The sequence below is a fragment of the Asaia sp. BMEF1 genome (genome assembly GCF_051628905.1).
GTDB lineage: Bacteria > Pseudomonadota > Alphaproteobacteria > Acetobacterales > Acetobacteraceae > Asaia.
Genome location: NZ_CP157575.1, coordinates 3,239,326 through 3,257,166 on the forward strand (window position 1 = coordinate 3,239,326; position 17,841 = coordinate 3,257,166).

The 17,841-nt window shown below is 60.0% G+C and carries 15 protein-coding genes and 1 tRNA gene; 9 read left to right on the top strand and 7 right to left on the bottom strand.

The window, feature by feature from the left end; all coding sequences use genetic code 11:
- Positions 1–4: 4 nt before the first annotated feature.
- Entirely contained in the window at positions 5–1,474 is a 1,470-nt protein-coding gene (zwf, locus tag ABHV46_RS14470; protein WP_438382053.1) for a glucose-6-phosphate dehydrogenase, read from the bottom strand.
- Between the two features lie 241 nt (positions 1,475–1,715).
- Here zwf and ABHV46_RS14475 point away from each other — a divergent pair, with 241 nt between their 5' ends.
- From ABHV46_RS14475 to ABHV46_RS14500, 6 genes are all read left to right on the top strand, one after another.
- Positions 1,716–2,015 carry a DUF2312 domain-containing protein gene (locus ABHV46_RS14475; protein WP_242403351.1) on the top strand — a complete coding sequence of 100 codons (300 nt, stop codon included), beginning with the start codon at positions 1,716–1,718 and terminating at the stop codon, positions 2,013–2,015.
- 150 nt (positions 2,016–2,165) lie between these two features.
- Positions 2,166–2,666, top strand: a complete 501-nt coding sequence (locus tag ABHV46_RS14480; RefSeq protein WP_438382054.1) for an RNA polymerase sigma factor — start codon at positions 2,166–2,168, stop codon at positions 2,664–2,666.
- Positions 2,663–3,538: a FecR family protein gene (locus tag ABHV46_RS14485; RefSeq protein WP_438382055.1), complete on the top strand. Its 876-nt coding sequence runs from the start codon at positions 2,663–2,665 to the stop codon at positions 3,536–3,538. Before ABHV46_RS14480 ends, ABHV46_RS14485 begins: the two co-directional genes overlap by 4 nt.
- Before the next feature lie 93 nt (positions 3,539–3,631).
- The gene (locus ABHV46_RS14490; RefSeq protein WP_438382056.1) at positions 3,632–6,175 is read left to right on the top strand and encodes a TonB-dependent receptor domain-containing protein; all 2,544 of its coding nucleotides are present in this window, start codon (positions 3,632–3,634) and stop codon (positions 6,173–6,175) included.
- Positions 6,176–6,184: 9 nt separating this feature from the next.
- A complete protein-coding gene (locus ABHV46_RS14495) occupies positions 6,185–7,405 on the top strand; it encodes a histidine-type phosphatase (RefSeq protein ID WP_438382057.1) in 1,221 nt (406 codons plus the stop codon).
- A gap of 66 nt (positions 7,406–7,471) precedes the next feature.
- A complete protein-coding gene (locus ABHV46_RS14500; protein ID WP_438382058.1) occupies positions 7,472–8,281 on the top strand; it encodes a hypothetical protein in 810 nt (269 codons plus the stop codon).
- Positions 8,282–8,647: 366 nt separating this feature from the next.
- On the opposite strand, the gene proB is transcribed toward ABHV46_RS14500, so the two are convergent.
- The 4 genes from proB to rplU all read right to left on the bottom strand — a co-directional run bounded on the left by proB (position 8,648) and on the right by rplU (position 11,486).
- Positions 8,648–9,766: a glutamate 5-kinase gene (proB, locus tag ABHV46_RS14505; protein ID WP_438382059.1), complete on the bottom strand. Its 1,119-nt coding sequence runs from the start codon at positions 9,764–9,766 to the stop codon at positions 8,648–8,650.
- Complete coding sequence (obgE, locus tag ABHV46_RS14510; protein WP_438382060.1) at positions 9,763–10,782, bottom strand: GTPase ObgE; 1,020 nt, start codon at positions 10,780–10,782, stop codon at positions 9,763–9,765. The genes proB and obgE overlap by 4 nt, the downstream gene beginning before the upstream one ends.
- 94 nt (positions 10,783–10,876) lie before the next feature.
- The gene (gene rpmA, locus ABHV46_RS14515; protein WP_025840841.1) at positions 10,877–11,143 is read right to left on the bottom strand and encodes a 50S ribosomal protein L27; all 267 of its coding nucleotides are present in this window, start codon (positions 11,141–11,143) and stop codon (positions 10,877–10,879) included.
- 28 nt (positions 11,144–11,171) lie between these two features.
- Positions 11,172–11,486, bottom strand: coding sequence for a 50S ribosomal protein L21 (rplU, locus tag ABHV46_RS14520; protein WP_336945622.1), 315 nt, complete (start codon positions 11,484–11,486; stop codon positions 11,172–11,174).
- Between the two features lie 266 nt (positions 11,487–11,752).
- Here rplU and ABHV46_RS14525 point away from each other — a divergent pair.
- The 3 genes from ABHV46_RS14525 (at position 11,753) to ABHV46_RS14535 (ending at position 13,441) form a co-directional block, all read left to right on the top strand.
- A tRNA-Ser gene (locus ABHV46_RS14525) sits at positions 11,753–11,842 on the top strand.
- 271 nt (positions 11,843–12,113) lie between these two features.
- The gene (locus ABHV46_RS14530; protein WP_438382061.1) at positions 12,114–12,458 is read left to right on the top strand and encodes a zinc ribbon domain-containing protein YjdM; all 345 of its coding nucleotides are present in this window, start codon (positions 12,114–12,116) and stop codon (positions 12,456–12,458) included.
- A gap of 20 nt (positions 12,459–12,478) precedes the next feature.
- Positions 12,479–13,441 carry an alpha/beta hydrolase gene (locus ABHV46_RS14535; RefSeq protein WP_438382062.1) on the top strand — a complete coding sequence of 321 codons (963 nt, stop codon included), beginning with the start codon at positions 12,479–12,481 and terminating at the stop codon, positions 13,439–13,441.
- Positions 13,442–13,454: 13 nt separating this feature from the next.
- On the opposite strand, the gene guaD is transcribed toward ABHV46_RS14535, so the two are convergent.
- Together guaD and ABHV46_RS14545 are read right to left on the bottom strand one after the other, a co-directional pair.
- Positions 13,455–14,777 (bottom strand): guanine deaminase, encoded by a 1,323-nt coding sequence (guaD, locus tag ABHV46_RS14540; protein ID WP_438382063.1) that lies wholly within the window; start codon positions 14,775–14,777, stop codon positions 13,455–13,457.
- Positions 14,774–16,876: an FUSC family protein gene (locus ABHV46_RS14545; RefSeq protein WP_438382064.1), complete on the bottom strand. Its 2,103-nt coding sequence runs from the start codon at positions 16,874–16,876 to the stop codon at positions 14,774–14,776. Before ABHV46_RS14545 ends, guaD begins: the two co-directional genes overlap by 4 nt.
- Between the last annotated feature and the right edge of the window lie 965 nt (positions 16,877–17,841).

Below are 17,841 nucleotides of genomic sequence, written 5' to 3' on the forward strand. Positions count from 1 at the left end.
TGCCTTATTCCATGTCTTCGTGCCAGATCTGCCCGTCACGGGCGAGCATCTGACGCGCTTCTTCGGGACCCCAGCTGCCTGCGGCATAATGCGCCATAGGCACCTCGTTCTTCGCCCAGGCTTCCATGACAGGCGCGACCCATTTCCACGCAGCAGCAACCTCGTCGCGACGGATGAAGAGCACCGGATAGCCGCGCACGGCATCGAGCAGCAAACGCTCATACGCGTCAGGATAGCGGACGGCGAAGGCCCGCTCGAAATTTACGTCGAGATTGGTTTCCCAAAGGCCGAAATCGTCGTCCATCGGGTTCTTGACGTTGAACTGATAGGAAACGCCCTCATCCGGCTGGATACGGATGACCAGTACGTTCTTTTCGGGCTGGGACGGGAAAAGCTTGGTCGCGGAAGGCTTGAAGGTCACGACGATCTCGCTGACCTTGGCTTTCAGGCGCTTTGCCGAGCGGATGTAGAACGGCACGTTCTTCCAGCGCGGGGTGTCGATTTCGGCGCGCAGGGCGACATAGGTCTCGGTATTGCTGTCATGACCCAGCTCTTCGAGATAGCCCTCGACCGTAGCACCCTTGCTGTGGCCCTTTGTATATTGCGCACGCACCGTGCTGGTCGGCAGCGTCTTCGCATCGAGCGGCACCAGCGATTTCAGGACGGATACCTTGGCGTCACGCACATCATCGGCTTCGAGCGAGGCTGGTTTTTCCATGGCCACGAGGCAGAGAACCTGAAGCAGATGGTTCTGCACCATGTCGCGCAATGCGCCCGAATTGTCGTAATAGGCCGCGCGGCCTTCGACGCCCACCAGCTCGCCAGCGGTGATCTGAACGGACTCGATATGCTCAGCCGACCAGACAGCCTCGAAAAGCGGATTGGCAAAGCGCAGGGCGATCACATTCTGGACGGTTTCCTTACCCAGATAGTGATCGATACGGAAAACATTGCTTTCCTTGAAATACTGGCCGACGCCTTCATTGATCTCTTCGGCTGTCTTCAGATCGATGCCGATCGGCTTTTCCAGCACCACGCGGCTGTCATCGGTGACAAGGCCTTCATTGTGCAGGTTCTTCGATATGGCGCCATAGAGATCGGGTGCCGTGGCGTAGTAGAAGACGCGCACATGCTCTTCAGCCTTGTGGCTCAGAACCTCGCGCAGCCCTTCCCAGTTACTGTCAGGCTTGGAGCCGTCGAGGCTCACATAATAGACCATATCCAGAAAGCGATCGACCGTGTCCTCGTCGAAATCGTCAGCCTTCACGAAGCGCTTGAGCGCGTCGCGGGCGCGGGTCTGGTATTCGCTGCGCTTGAGCGGTGAGCGCGCCGTGCCGATGATGCGGGCCGTGTCAGGCACCTGTCCCATCGTCAGACGATAGTAAAGGGCGGGCAGCAATTTGCGCATGGTCAGATCGCCGGTTGCGCCAAAGATGACGTAATCGAATGGGGCGACTTGGTGGCAATTGGTCATCGGCCTGGCTCTCCGGTTCTCGATGGGGGCAGTGCGGTCTTATGACATGCGCGCCCTGATGGGGTAAAGGTGGCAATAAGAACGCGCTTTATGCCGCGACGTTCGGGCGCAATATGCGTTGACCCGCCCCGGCGAGGCGCGATAAGCCGCCTCTCTTCGCAAGTGTCTGCCCGGGCGCTTGTCGCTCTCTGGCCCGAAAGGGCCGTGTGCAACCCCCGCTCTCGAGGTCACCATGTCTGACATGCCTTTTGATATTGACGAAGCCTCCGCCAGCCGCGCGCGTCAGGCTGCTGATCCTGAATCGAATGTCGGTGGCATTGCCGTCGATCGTCTGCGCAGCGTGATCGAGCGCGTCGAGCGTCTGGAAGAAGAGCGCAAGGCGCTTGCCGGCGATATCAAGGATATCTTCAGCGAAGCCAAATCGGCCGGTTTCGACGTCGCGACGATCAAGAACATCATCAAGATGCGCAAGAAAGAGCCGAATGAGATCGAAGAGCAGGAGACGCTGCTGGACATCTATCGTCGCGCACTCGGTATGTGAGCGTGAGTAATCCTCCTCCCTGCCTCTTGCAGGCAGGGAAAGAGGGGCTCTGTGAAGATTTGAAGACACGGCGCCTCTCGCGCTGACAATACCTACCGCCATTGCTAAGAACCGGCGCAATCCCGGTTTCTCATTTCTGGCAGGTAATGAATGTCAGCGGCAGAATGGTGCCTCAGACAGTCCGTATGGACGTCTCTTTATGAGCGTATCAGACGACAGAACCGCAGGTCGGATAGCGACGACCTGCTTCAGACCGCGCTCCTGCATCTTTTTGAGCGCGGGATGGAGGGCGTCGACCACCCGGAAGCCTATGTGCTGCGCGCGGCGCGCAATCTGGCCATCGATCGCGCCAGACGCGAGAAACGCGTTGGGTTTTCATCTCTCGATGCCGCAGAGGGCCCCGAGCCGGTCTGTTTTCAGCCCGGCCCCGAGCGTACCCTGCTCGGACGTGAGCAGCTCGCGCGCGTGCGGGTGGCGTTTGTGGCGCTCGATACCCGCACCGCGCGGATTTTCCTGATGCACCGGCTCGATGGGCTGACCTATAGCCGCATCGCCAAAAGCCTCGAACTAAGCGTCAGCACCATCGAGAAATCCATCGCCCGAGCGCTGGCCCATCTGGCTCTGGCGCTAATGGATGACGGTCAGTCGTGACACCGCATCAGGTCGAGCAGGCAGCAGGCTGGCAGGCGCGTCTGCTCTCCGATCACTGCTCGGAGCATGACCGTATTCTTTTTGCCGATTGGCTGGGCGAGTGCGAAGCGCATCATCAGGCTTATGGGCTGGTCTCGCAGATCTGGAAATCAGGCAGCTTTGCCGAGAGAAAATCATCGCGGAAACTGACGCGACGCGCGGTCCTGTCTGGCGGGGCGCTTATTGGCGCATTCACTCTTTTTAGCCCTTCTGGCGCCGATGCGCGGGAATTCCGTACCGGCAGGCAAGAGCGGCGGCGCCTTGCGCTGGAAACGATGGATATCGAGATGGATGCGTGCAGCGCATTGATCTGTGGGCCATCGCCGCAGGAAATGACGATCGGAAATGGCCGCTTCGCGCTTGTCTTCAGGCTGGATCATTCCGGGTTTCGCAGTTGTGGCTGGTCGGTTTTGGGGGGCAGGGGGCGTTACGCGCTCGATATCACCGATCGGACCATGCAGATTGCCGTTTTGGAGGGCGGGTTGAGCCTGAGCGGTCACGGGCAAACGCGTCTGACGCTGAGCGAGGGGCAGGCACTGCACTTTGATCGCCTCGCGCGGCGTGGCACCGTCGCAGCAGCCCGGCCGGACGACATACTGGCCTGGCGTGAGGGGCGTGCCCTGTTTCACAATACGCCTCTCGATCAGGCGGTGGCGGAGATGGCGCGTTACAGCGACAAGCCCGTGCTTATTCTCTCTCCCGCTTTGGCGCGGCTGCGCATCAGCGGCGTGTTTCACACGCAAGACCCAACGCGGTTCTTCAAGGCGCTTGCCCATCTTCTGCCTCTGCGCGTGACGTTCGGGCCGAAGCGGATCGAGATTGTTAAGCTTTGATGAAACGAGATCGAAACGGGTGAGGGACGGCGTTTCTGCTTCGTCCCACAGGGTAATGGCCGTTCTGGCCCCAGCCTGATGGAATTTGCCCGCATGACCCGTGTCCCCTTTGCCGCGCCGCGCCAGCGCAGAAATCTTGCCCTTATCCTGCTCTCGCTCACGGCTCTGCCCGGAGCGGCCCTTGCTCAGGGAGAGGGCGCGCGGGCAAAGCTGAGCCAGAGCGACGCGCAAAAAGCCCTCAGCCTGAGTCAGCCCGCCGGATCGCTTGAAGAGTCCCTGACGGGCCTCGCTCGCCAATCGGGTCGCGATATTCTTTTTTCCAGCGATCAGGTGCGGGGTCGCAAGGCGCCCGCGCTCAGAGGCAGGCTGACGCTTGAAAAGGCACTCGAACACGTGCTGGGCGGATCGGGGCTGAGCGCGCATGTTCAACCCGACGGGGTGGTGGTGATCGCCTCGGCTGCGCGTGAAAGCAATTTCAGGCATGATTCCCGTGATGACCGGACAGGGCAGGAGCATATCACGGTCATCGGGCGGGCCGAGCGTCTTGCGCCTTCAACAGTGCCGCTGACCATCACCGAGCCGACCTCCATCATCCAGAAGCGGTTCATCACCAATAATATCGTGCCGCTGGCGAGTGTGGACGACATCATCAAATTCCAGCCAAGCATCTGGACGCAAAATCCGAACGGTCCCGGCATCGGCAAGGCCGAGACCATGAGCCTGCGCGGCTTTCAGGACGGGCAGTACAATATGCTGTTCGACGGCATTCCTTTCGGGAATGCCAGTGACCTGCATCACACCACCTCATCGCTTTTCATCTCGCATTTTCTGGGTGAGGTGCAGGTCAATCGCGGGCCGGGTACGGCTTCGACCATCGGCAATGCGACATTCGGGGGCACGATCGGCTTTCAGTCACGCACACCGGCACAGCATTTCGGCGTCACGCCTTACGGCACCTATGGCAGCTTCAATACGCGTGCCGGTGGTGTCGAGGTGGATTCAGGCAAGACGCGTTTCGGCTCGATGGTGCTCGATCTCCAGCATGAAGAGACCGATGGCTACCTGACCGGCTCGGGTGAGCGGCGCAATAATCTGCTTTTCAAGGACGTGGCGAAGCTGGGCGAAGACACGACCCTGACCCTCCTGACGACCTATAACTGGGAAAACCAGAATACGACCCAGGGCGCGACCGTCCAGCAATACAAAAAATATGGCAAGAATTACGGGCTTTGTGCCAATCCGACCCTGCAATGCTATTCCGGATATCAGCCCAGCACTTACACGGCAGATTTCGATTACATCGATATCAAAAGCCGGGTTCTGCCCTGGCTCACCATCGAAGACCGACTCTACACCAATGGTTTCGAACATGATTATACGGAATCAACCGATGCCAGCTCTGACGACCCCAGTGCCAACGGGGTGACGCTCTATTCGTCCAGCGGCAAGAAACTTGCGACCTACAAGAACGACGTGCCCGGAAAATATGCCGACGCGAAATTTCGCGATTACGGCGATACGCTGACCTTTAAGGCGCATACATCGCAGGGCGACGTTTTGCTGGGTGCCTGGGCCGATCTGCAGGATGACCGGCGCTATACCTATGCGGTCGATCTGACCAAGGGCAGCATGATGGTGCCCGGCAAGAACGGCTCAGCTTACAGCTACGATATTTCCGATTTCAATACGACGGTGCAGCCTTATCTCGAATTCGACTGGAAGCCGTTCAAAAACACCATCATCAAGCCCGGCATCAAATACTCCTATTTTCGTCGAGACTATGATGCAGCGGTCAATAAATCGACCAAGGTGCCGCTGAACGCCACCCAGAAATTCAGCTCATGGCAGCCCTCTATCTCGGCCAATCAGATCATCCTGCCCGGATGGAGCGCCTATGCCCAGATTGCGCGCGGCTTCCTCGCTCCACCTATGAGCGTGTTCCAAACGCAGAATGTCGGTAATGTCAGCCCTGAGACAACGCTGAATTATCAGCTCGGCACGGTAGTGCAGCAAAAGCGCTGGACGGTCTCTTTCGACGCTTATTACATCAATTTTTCCAATTTCATCGCCTCGGCCCAGATCAAGGTGCCGGGTTTCGGTACGCAGAGCACCTCGGTCAATAGCGGTGGCGCGATCTATAAAGGGCTGGAGGTTGAAGGCCAGTACGCCATCGGCCATGGCGTGTCGCTTTATGGCAATTACAGCGTGAACGATGCCCAGTACAAGCACAGCTCCGTGCGTGTGGCAGCCACGCCCAATGTGCTGGCGTCATTCGGCGTGCTCTACGACGACAATAAAGGGCCTTATGCCTCGCTTATCGGCAAATTCGTGGGCAATCACTACGGGTTGGACAGCACCACGAACAGCGCGGGCAATACTGTCTTTGCCAATCAGTATCGCATCGGTAGCACGACCACCGCCGATCTCGCGCTTGGCTGGCATTTCAAGAAGCTGGGCGGTTTCATGCGCGACGTGACGCCGAGCCTGAAGATTGCCAATCTCTTCAATAATCGCGCCATCAGCGACTTTGCGGGCAATCAATCGGCGGCGAGTGCGGGTTATCCCGATGGCGAGCCGCTCTACTGGCGTCTGGCGGGGCGCAGTGTGTTCTTCAACCTGACCGTAACCCTGCCCTGAGGAAGAGCCATGACGAGAAAAACTCTTTTGTTTACCTGTCTCGTGGCGTTGGGTGTGGGGTGGGCCGGTTTGGCCTCAGCTGACCCGCTCCGTTTTTCCTCAGCCCCGTTGCCGGATGATGCCGTTCTCGAACGCGTCGTGCTTGTGGCGCGGCATGGCATACGCAGCCCGACCCATGGGCCGGACGATCTCGCGAAGGAAACAGGTAACGTCTGGCCTGTCTGGCCCGTCGCACCGGGGCAACTGACCGACCATGGCCGCCTGACACTCGGGCGGATGATGCATGATATCGCCCTGCACTATGATCTGGCCTGCACACGGCATCTCGGTCCGTGTCTGAGCAAGGCAAGCCCCGTCATCTGGGCCGATTCCGCCGATGACCGGACGCGTCAGAGCGGGCAGATCATGGCAGACAATCTGGTCCCGGCGCAGCATCTCGTAGCGCGGTCGCTGCCGCCATCGACGCATGACCCGCTTTTCGATGCCGCTACGCCCGAGTTCATCGCGAAAAATCGCTCGCTTCTCACCGCTGAAGTCGCTTTCGCTCAGCAAGGCGACGAGAAAGATCGCCCGGTTGCAGTCGCTGAGGGGCTCGGGGTTTTGCAGATGCTGATTGCGCCTGAAGGCTGCGCCAATGGAAAAGCGCCGTGTTTCTCGAAGCCGCTCGCGCTAGGCATCAATAAGGGCAGAGCGGTTCTGCAAGGCGGCCCCGCGAAGGCCGCGTCAGTCGCCGAGAATATTCTGCTCGTTTATGTGCAGGGGCTCGATAATACGGGGGCGTGGGGGCATGCACTCACGCCAGCGCTTCTGGCGCGCGCCTTGCCAGTGCATGATTATCTCTCCGATCTGACGCGCAGGCGCGGCACTCTGGTAAAGGAAAAGTCACGGCTCATGGCCGAGGCGATCGAAACCTTCCTGAAAGGGGAGGGGGCAACGCTTTCCGACGGATCGAGAGTGCCGCAAAAGACGCGGATTCTCGCCTTTGCCGGGCATGACACCACGATCGATGCGCTTGCTGCGCGCTATGGATTGCACTGGACCTTTGCCGATCAGCCCGATCGCACAGCGCCAGACACCACACTGGCCTTCGAGCGTTGGCGCGATCACTCCGGCCATGCGCTTTACCGGGCCGTTATTTTCCACCAGTCGCTCGCCGCTCTGCGTGGTGGCGACGGTCTGGATGAGGCTCATGGAGGAGCAATGACGGTGTCTTCGACGCCCCCAGAGTAAAAGAGAACGACTCAGGTACAACTCTCCCCTTGGCGGAGTCGCTGAAATTCGCCTAGATCGCAGATCATGACGACAGCGCTTCTCTCTCTTCCGCTCTGGATGCAGTTTCTGGCAGGTTTCATCCTGCTTGGGCTGGGGCTTATGTTCATTCTCATGCCTTTTTCCATCTTCGGCGTGAAACCGAGGCTGGAAGAGGTCGAGCTGCAACTCAACGAGGTGCGCGCCGAGTTGCGCATCATCGCCATGCGGCTGGCACAGGGTAGCAGCGAAACAGGCCCGTCGGGTGAGCCCGTTTTTGCGCCACCCCGCAGAAGCTCCGCCCCCGCCGAGACGCCAGCGCCCGTCATCACGCCTGTTTCCCGTGCGCCTGAGGCGTCACGCTCAGCCGAGCCCATGCCCTGGTCGTCGGAGGCAAGCCGTCAGGCCGTGCAGCGGGCTATGCAGGAAAACGCCGCTACGCCGCGTCGGGAGCAGCCTGCGTCCCCCGCCATGCGCGATGCGTCACGCGACGCTGCCTTCGACGACCGCCGCGAGCGCCCCGCACCCTTGCCCGAGGCGCGCGACGATTACAGCTATGCGGAGTCAGGGGCTCAGGAGAGCGTACACCGCATTCTGCGACCCACCCATTTCGATCCACCGCCGCCGCGCGAGGCGCCACGACCGCCACGGCCACCTCTGCCGCAGGAGCAGGGAAACGCTGCACCTGTACGAAGCGAGCAGCAGGAGCAGGATGAGGCCTGGCGCCTCAAAGTGCAGCGTCAGGAGATGGCCCCACGCAGTGCCGCTGCAGAGGCGGATCGTCTCAGACAGGCCGAGGAGGCAGGAGCCCGTCGTGTCCGCTCCGAGCCGACCTTGCGTTGGCCGCCGCGCCCCTGACGCCACGGCTGTGCCGTTTTTGTAAGACCCGTTTTCTGAAGCGATCATCGCTTATGGGCGGTGCTCGATCCGCCGGAATCTTGCTGCTGTCGAACAGCAGGCCTATCGCAAGGAGAGGGGAGCATGACGGCCGCTCGGGCCTGGCTGGATCTTGCCAGATGCGAAATACAACCTGTCGGCGGGATTCAACCCGGGGGATGTGTTCCCCAGAGCGGGATTCCTGACGGCGGATTGTCTACCCTGACGACGGCATCCCAATTCGGGGTGAATGGGGGCGTGTGCGCATGAATGACCTGAAGATCAGGAGCCTTCGCGGCCGTTGGCTTCAGCCCTTCTGAAGAGGGTTTATGCCTTGCAGCGGGAATTTCAGCGGATCAGAACAAGATCGTCACGATGGATCAGTTCATCGCGACCGCTATGGCCGAGGCAGCGCGTGATATCTTCCGAGCGGTGCCCGGCGATCCTGCGTGAGTCTTCTGCGTCATAGGCCGTTAGTCCACGCCCGATCTCATGGCCTTCTTCATCGAGGATGACGACCAGATCGCCCTGTGCGAAGTCGCCTTCGACCTCCTTCACGCCCGCAGGAAGAAGCGAGCTGCCATTGAGCAGGGCGCGTACGGCGCCGTGATCGATTGTGACGCGGCCCTTGGTTTGCAATGCCCCGGCAAGCCAGCGTTTACGGGCGGAACCGGCATCTTCAGTGGCCAGAAACCAGGAGCAACGGCCTTCATCGAGCAGCGCGCTGATAGGATGGGGCGAAAGCCCCGAGGCGATGGCCATGCGCGCGCCCGCACGCGTTGCGATCTGGGCTGCCAGTAATTTGGTATGCATGCCGCCCGACGAATAGCCCGGCGGCGGTGCGCCGCCCATGGCCATGACCGATTCCGTCAGGGTCTCGATCACCGGCAAGTGCTCAGCCGCCGGGTCGAGGCGAGGGTCTGCGGTATATAGCCCGTCGATATCGGAGAGCAGGATCAGCGTATCGGCGCCGATCATCTGGGCGACACGCGCCGCCAGACGGTCATTATCGCCGAAGCGGATCTCTGTCGTCGCGATGGCATCGTTCTCGTTGATCACCGGCACGCAGCCCAGACCGAGCAAGGTGCGCAGCGTCGCCCGCGCATTCAGATGGCGCTCGCGGTCTTCAGTATCGCCGGGGGTGAGCAGCAACTGACCGGCGGTCAGATTCTGCAACGCAAGGGCAGCGCTCCAGGCCTGCGCAAGCTGGATCTGCCCGACACTGGCTGCCGCCTGTTTTTCATCGAGGCGGAGTCTGCGTCCCACAAGTCCCAGACGCACGCGGGCGAGTGCGATTGCGCCGGACGAGACCACGACGACATCCGTGCCCTGGGCGCGAAGCCTGGCGATGTCTTCGCAGACCGTGTTGAGCCAGTGATGGCGAAGCTCGGCGTTCTTGGCATCGACGAGAAGGGCAGAGCCGATCTTGATGACAACGCAGCGTGCTTCAGCCAGTCGGTTGGTCACAGAGAGGTCTCGCGTTCTTCCAGACGGTATTGGGTGACGCGATCCTGCACCAGACGCAGCAGCTCTGCCAGCCCCTCATGCGTTGCTGCCGACAAGGTGAACACTTCGGCGTCCGACGCCTTGGCCAGGGCTTTCTTCTTGGCGGTGATCTGGGTCTTGGTCAGGGCATCGCACTTGTTGAGCACGATGATTTCCGGCTTTTCGGCCAGAGCCTCGTCATAGGCGGCAAGCTCGCCCCTGATCATGCGGTAATTCTTGACCAGCTGGCTCTCCGTGCCATCGAGCAGATGGATAAGCATGGCGCAACGCTCGACGTGACCCAGGAACCGGTCGCCAAGCCCCGCGCCTTCGCTGGCCCCCTCGATCAGACCCGGAATATCGGCAATGACGAATTCCTCGGTCGATGAGAGACGCACCACACCGAGCTGTGGGTGCAGCGTCGTGAAGGGATAATCGGCGATCTTTGGTTTGGCGCGCGAGCAGACCGAGAGAAGGGTGGACTTGCCGGCATTCGGCAGACCCACGAGTCCGACATCGGCAATAAGCTTGAGGCGCAGCCAGACCCAGCGTTCCTCGCCTGGCCAGCCCTTGTCGGCGCGGCGCGGGGCGCGATTGGTGCTGGTCTTGAAGTTCGCGTTGCCGAAGCCACCATCGCCCCCCTTGCAGAGCAGGACTTCCTTGCCGTCTTCATCGAGGTCGGCCAGCATGGTCTCGCGGTCGTCATCGAAAATCTGCGTGCCGATGGGCACGTTGATGATGACGGTTTCGGCCTTGGCGCCGGTGCGGTCCGAGCCCGCGCCATTGCCGCCCTTGCGGGCGCGGAAATGCTGCGTGTAGCGAAAATCGATCAGCGTGTTCAGATTGGGCACGGCGCGGAAAATGACATCGCCGCCGCGGCCGCCATTGCCGCCATCGGGGCCGCCGAACTCGACATATTTCTCGCGACGAAACGCGACGACACCATCCCCGCCATCGCCGGAGCGCACATAGATCTTGGCTTGGTCGAGGAATTTCATCGTCTGTCTCGTATTCGTCCAAAAATAACGGTCTAAACAAGAAAGGCCGGCCCAAGTGGACCGGCCTCTCCCGTCAACTGGTTGTGGCCAGTCTTTACTCTGCGGCTTCTGCCAGCGTCACGGAAACGTGGACGCGGCCTTCAGCGCGGCGCGTGAACTTCACGGCGCCATCGGCGAGGGCGAACAGGGTATGGTCGCGACCGACGCCAACATTCGAGCCAGCCATCATCTTGGTGCCGCGCTGACGGACGATGATGTTGCCAGCGATGACGGCTTCGCCACCGAACTTCTTGACGCCGAGACGGCGGCCTGCACTGTCGCGTCCGTTACGGCTCGAACCGCCTGCCTTTTTTTGTGCCATGGAGGTCTCTCCTTCTCTCTAGCGTCAGTTACGCTGCGTTGATCGCGTCGATGCGCAGGACGGTCACGTGCTGACGATGACCGTTCTTGCGACGGCTGTTCTGCCGGCGGCGCTTCTTGAAGATGATGACCGTGTCCAGGCGGTCCTGGGCGATCACGGTTGCCGTGACGGTGGCGCCAGCGACCAGCGGAGCGCCGATCTTGATGCCGGCGTCAGAGCCAACGGCCAGAACGTCGGAGAAGGTGATCGTCGAGCCGGCTTCGGCTTCGAGCTTTTCGACCTTCAGCGTGATCTGCGGGGTGACGCGATACTGCTTTCCGCCGGTGCGGATGACTGCGAACATATGTAAACTCTTTCAAGTCCGATCTCTTGGCAATTTTGCCGGGGTTTTCCCCCAGTCGGCATTGCCCAGTCGCTTTTTATTATTGGCCGGCGCGCAAGCACGCCCGCGAGGGGGGCTCACTACAGGAGGCGACACGGCTGCGTCAATCATTATCGCGTCGTCCGATCGGGAAAAGGAAAGGAAGGCGAAAAGAATCGTCATTGCCCCTCTTGCGCATCGCGCGATCTGCCCCTTATAAGCCGCCCACGACCAGGTGATCCTGCTACGGAGAGGTGCCAGAGTGGTCGATTGGGACGGTCTCGAAAACCGTTGTGCCTTCACGGGCACCGTGGGTTCGAATCCCACCCTCTCCGCCAGACCCGCTTGACGGTGTCTTCAGGTCACCGGTCACTTTTTCCTTCTCTGTTTCTTTCTTCGCGAGCCGCCCTGGCCAGGACACCCAGGCACGCCCGGCGATATCCGACTGGCGCCGGGCGTCAGGCTCAATACTTTCCAGTGGCTTCGAGAAACTCTAGAAGGGCTCATCTCGAAGGCTGCTGACGCCTTCATACCGATGACAAGGCAGGCGCAGTCATGATGGCGGTATCGCTTCATGAGCGCACCGAAAGAAAAACAGGACGAAAAATCGTGAAAAGCGATCTATGCCCGCAATGCGGCTGTGAACATATCTACCAGGATGGCGGTCTTTGGGTTTGCCCGGAATGCGCCCTTGAATGGAGTACCGCGGAAGGGGAGGCGCCCTTGCAGGACGATGCCGTTGTTCGCGATGCCAATGGCAATCCTCTTGCAGACGGTGATAGCGTCACCATCATCAAGGATCTCAAGGTCAAGGGATCGTCATCGGTGATAAAGGGCGGCACCAAGGTCAGAGGGGTTCGTCTTACCGATGGCCATGACGGACATAATCTGTCCTGCAAAATTCCGGGAATCGGGGCGATGAACCTGAAATCGGAATTCGTCCGAAAGGCCTAGACGCCGAGAGAGGAGGCAACATGTCGCGTGATCGTTTCAACGGCCCCCCGCTGCATCGACGCACGCTGCTTGTCTGCTCAGCCGCCGGTTCATTTTCCCTGCTTGGGGGCTGCCACAGCCCATCGCGCTCGCAATCTCCCGAGCAGATCGCCCTCTGGCCCGATACACCGCCGGGCGGGGGCGGGCCGGGGGGCGTCGAGCAATCCACGCCGAGTGGGGCGCTCTATAATATACGTGAGCCGAGGCTCGAGATATTCCGGCCCGAACGCCCCAATGGCAGCGCCGTTCTGGTGGCGGCAGGAGGCGGTTACCAGCGTATCGGGATGCGTCGGGAGGCCTATCCGGCGGCGAGGTGGCTGAATGCACGCGGTATCACGGCATTCATCCTCGTGTACCGCCTGCCCGGAGAAGGCTGGGCCGAGGGGCCGCTGGCGCCGTTGCAGGATGCACGACGGGCTCTGACACTCATCAGGCTTCGCGCCCCTGCCGAGAAGCTGGATCTAGACCGGATCAGTCTTCTGGGGTTTTCGGCTGGGGGGCACCTTATGGGAATGACGGCGAGTCACTGGGCCGGGGCAGGGCCTCTGTCGGCTGACCCGCTCGGAGGGAGACTGGCGCCTCTTGCCGGGGCTGCGCTGATCTACCCGGTCATCACACTCGAAAAACCCTATGATCACACGGCGACACATCGCGATCTGGTCGGGGCTGATCCCGATCCGGCTTTGGCACGACTATGGTCGGTGCAGAGCCATGTGACACCGGGCTATCCGCCGGTCTTTCTGACGCAGGCTGATAACGATCGCATTGCCAACCCCTTCAACGCCGCGCTGATGGCCCGTACCTGTGAGGCAATCGGCACCGATGTCGATTATCATCGCCTGCCATCGGGCGGTCATGGATTCGGCATGGGCGAACCGGATCGGGTCACCTCCGAGTGGCCCAACTGGTACCGGAACTGGCTGAGCACGCGCGGAATGCTCTGAGGGGCGTGCGCCCTCAGCGCGGAAGCGGGGTGTGGCGTCGGCCCATGATGTAAGTGGCTTCTATGGCCCTGTCATCGCCCAGCATGGACAGGGCGAAGAGCAGATCCGGGACGGATTGCGCCCGCTCGGCCCTCTGCGCCATGAGCGGGGTGGCCATGGGGTTCATTACGCAGAGATCGGCCTCGGTGCCCGGTTCGATCTGCCCGATCTGCGTTGAGAGACCGAGCGCCTGCGCTGCGCCGGCCGTGGCAAGCCAGTAGGATTGCACGGGGTGCAGGCTCGTGCCGTGAGACTGAGCCGCCGTATAGGCGTCGTTCATGACACGCAGCATCGACAGGCTGTTGCCGCCGCCGATATCGGTGCCAAGCGCGACGGGCACGCGTCGGTCGGGGCGCAGGGCGTCGAACAAGCGAAAGGCCCCGCTGCCGAGAAAGGCATTGGAGGTCGGGCAATGCGCCAGAGTGCAGCCCGCATGGGAGCATCGCGTGAGATCGTGCTCCGTCACATGCACAGCATGGCCGAAGATACTGCGCGGCCGCACCAGCCCGGCGCGGTCGTAGACATCGAGATAGCCCGAGCGATGCGGAAACAGCGCCTCGACCCAGCGTGCTTCCTGTACGGTCTCGAGCAGATGGGTCTGCATGAACAGGTCCGGTGCCGTATCGAGCAACGCACCGGCGAGGGTCAATTGTTCTTCCGTACTCGTCGGTGCGAAGCGTGGCGTGACAGCGTAAAGCTGTCGCCCTGTGCCATGCCATGTGTCGATGAGGCGTCGCGACTCGTCATAACCGCTTTGCGCCGTGTCGCGCAGATAATCCGGCGCATTGCGATCCATCAGCACTTTCCCCGCAATCATGCGCGTGTTGCGCTTTTGCGAGGCCGTAAAGAATGCATCGACCGATTCCGGGTGAACGGTGCAATAGACCGCGGCTGTCGTGGTGCCGTGATCGAGCAGGGAGTCGAGAAAACCCTCGGCAATTCGATCAGCATAGGCGCGATCGGCGAAGCGGCGTTCTTCAGGGAAAACATAGCGTTCAAGCCAGGAGAGAAGCTGCTCGCCATAAGAGGCAATGACGCCGAATTGTGGGTAATGCACATGAGCATCGATGAAGCCCGGCCCGATCAGGCTGCCCCTATGGTCAATGACGGATATTTCCGGCGGCAAGGTCGGGGCCAGATCCGCGTAAGCGCCGATTGCGCTGATGCGCCCGGACTTGATCACCACGAGACCATCGGTGTCGGTCAGCAGCGCGTCCTGTGGTGGCATGTCGAACGGGTTGCCGGCAAAGCGCAGGGTCGTGCCGCGCAGAGCGAGGCTTGGCAGTTCGGGTGTCATCGCGACTCCTCCAGAATATGACGGCTCGTAAAGCTCTGGGTCTCGTCGAGAAACGCCGCATTGGCCACCAGCTCATCCCTGATGACCACGAGATAGGAAATGCCCCTGATCAGTTCGAGGCGTGTGACCAGATCGCGTTCGGTGCGATCGAGCGCGCGCAGGCGCCGCACGGCGGCTGCGGCCACGCGTGCAGGCCGGTCGTGGCGATCGCGGGTGTATTCCATCCGGTCGAGCAGTAATTCGATGGCGCGTCTTGCGGTAACGGGCAGATGCTCGCGGTCGAGCAGGGTGCGCAATCTGATTGCATTGAGACCGATCGTCATGACGGCGAGCGTGCCCTGTAGATAGCTTTCGACAATAGGCAGAGGCGAGGGGCCTGCATGGCGGATCAGTCGCGCAAAGCGGTCGATGTTACGACCGATCCACAGGCGCGTTTCGGGCGCCTTGCGCAGATGGCAGAGCGCGCGCAATTCGCCCAGCATCTGCTTGCGCAGGCGCAGACGCTCTGATTGCGGGTTGAACGGCAGGAAGGTGTGAAAAACCAGGACGGCAGCGCAGGCCGCCATGACCGTCGAAGTTGCCCCATTGAAGAAGGCAATTTCATCGAGGCGGTGGTGATTTTGCACATTCACCATGCTCGGCATCAGCAGGCCATAAGCAGCAGCAGCCCCCGCTGTCGGCACATTGAAACGGGCGAGGCCACCGATGAACATGGCCGGCCCGAAGGCCATGATGAACATTTCATAGGTGTCGAATTTCGGCACGAAAATGAAGGTGAGAACACCTCCGGCGACGACAGACCAGATTGTCCCCTTCAGGAAGGTAGTCGTGCCGAGAACCGGGTTTTCCTGCGTGGCGAACAGACCGCAGATCAGAGCCGTCATCGAAATGAATGCGGTGCCATTGGGCCAGGCGGTAACCTCCCAGACCAGTGCGGTGAACAGGATGGCCGCCATGACGCGCAGGCCATTATTGATCGCATTGCGCGGGTCATGATGGGATTGCAACCGGAACTGAAAGCGATCGCCGCGAATGAGGTGGGTGCTGGCATCATACTCGATGATGGCAATCTCAAGATCGTTGAGCAGTTCCCCCAGTGCGACATGCAGAACGCGCTCATCGACTGGGGCAAGCAGGACGGGTTCCTCCTGATCGGATCGTATGAATGGAGCTGCATGAAGGCGGCAGTCCTCGATCAGTATATGCAGATCGGCGAGGATGGACTGCACCGGTTCCTGCGCCTTCAGCCGCGGCTCGAGTCCCCGCAGGAAAATCTGGGCATCGTGCGAGGTTTCTCGAAAGCTGCCATGGCTGTGGGACAATGCTGCCAGACGCGCCGCCATGCCGAAGCCGCGCGAAAGCAGGATAGATACGGCCGCGAGCGCGGCGCGGGCGTGGTCGCCCTCATGGCCGTGGGGCCCCATTTCGATTTCGGCGAACTCGATTTCGCTGTTGAGACGCAAAATTGTGGCGAAGAGGTCGCGCGCCTTGCGCTGGGTTGTCGCCGCATCGGAAAGAATATCGGCGATGGAAAGAGACACCAGCGACAAGGCCGATTGCAGCTTGGTGCGCACTGCCTGGCGGGCCTGGCGTTCCTGGCTGGTGGCAAAAATGAGGCCCATCGCTGCCTCGCACAGCACGCCGAGCGCAATATAGGTCGAGCGCGAAACCGCAATCATGAAGACATTTTCCGGGTCGTAAACCGCACCCATCGCGATGATGGCGCACGTATAACCCGACAGGACGAGGGCATAGGCGCGAAAATTGCTGACGAAGGTGGCAATGCCGGCGCAGAGCCCCATCCAGAGCGCCAGTGTCAGAAAGAACAGCAGCGGCTGCTGAGGAAAGACTGTGAAAAGACCGACCGCTGCGATCGCGCCGATAACCGTACCGACGATACGCCATCTGGCTTTGGACAGACTTTCGCCACGCGTACTCTGGGCCACGGCCCAGACGGTCATCGTCGCCCAGATCGGGCTGTCGAGCTCCATCCACATGGCGATGCCGAGAGCGAGAAGCGCTGCAATCGTATTGCGCAGGGCAAACTCTACGGCTTGCCCTGATGGCGCATAAAGCCACGCCCAGCGATCACGCCTCATAAACGAAGAGACAGTGTTTAAGGAGGCAGGTTTCGGAAAAATTCGGGAAAAAGAGCGCAAGACTGGCAAGACCGGGATTCACACGGTTGAAAAATGCCGACGAGGCACAGAAGTCGTCATGATGACAGTCTGTCAGACCGAAGAAAAGCGCAGTGCTGCCTCTAGGGTCTAAACATTCATTAATTCGAGTCGGGTACAGCCGCAGAACAGCGCGAGTGACGGTCGCATGTTGCGGTGGGGGCAGGACAACGGCGGTCACGAGGCGGGCTAGCGCCGTGAAAACACGCATAACGAGCGAAAAAAATAGTTAACCGTCGTTATCGAAGAGCTGAATTGCACGCAAAGATATGCCGATGCGGACGCGAGGATTGGAGCGGAGAGCAAGTTTCGCGGATAAACTTACTTCGTTACAGGTTTGTTTCATCAGTACCAAACGGATACGGAGCAATTGATAAGCTAATCCTGTCAGGTATGTCGGAAGAACCGTTCAATGTGTCGGCTGCAATCAAATCGCAGGGTCTTGGTCGACCGAATCGCGATCTTATGAATAGGAAGAAACTGCAGGTTCTTGTTGTTGCCATATTCGTTCGCATAGAAGACGAAGCATTATGACGTGTCAGAGGAAGGCGGATTGCTGAGAAGACCGAAGAATAGATATCGTTAAATATTCAACAATATCCATGTCGTTCAGCACTCGCCTTTATGGATAAAAAAAAATGTTACGAGCTGTCCTTGGTTTATCAAAAAATTTACAAATGGATTCTATTATATTTTGACGAGAATTGACGAAATGTTCAGAGGAAATATCTTTTCACCACGGCGATTAGAAATTATTTTCTTGAATGGATGAAGGAAGCATTGTGAATTCAAGTTGCTTTTAACAAAATGAGATGAAGAGAATAAAAACCAGAGAAGAAACCGTTAAACCTATTTACCTCACAAAGGTGATGGTATAAAAGAACCAG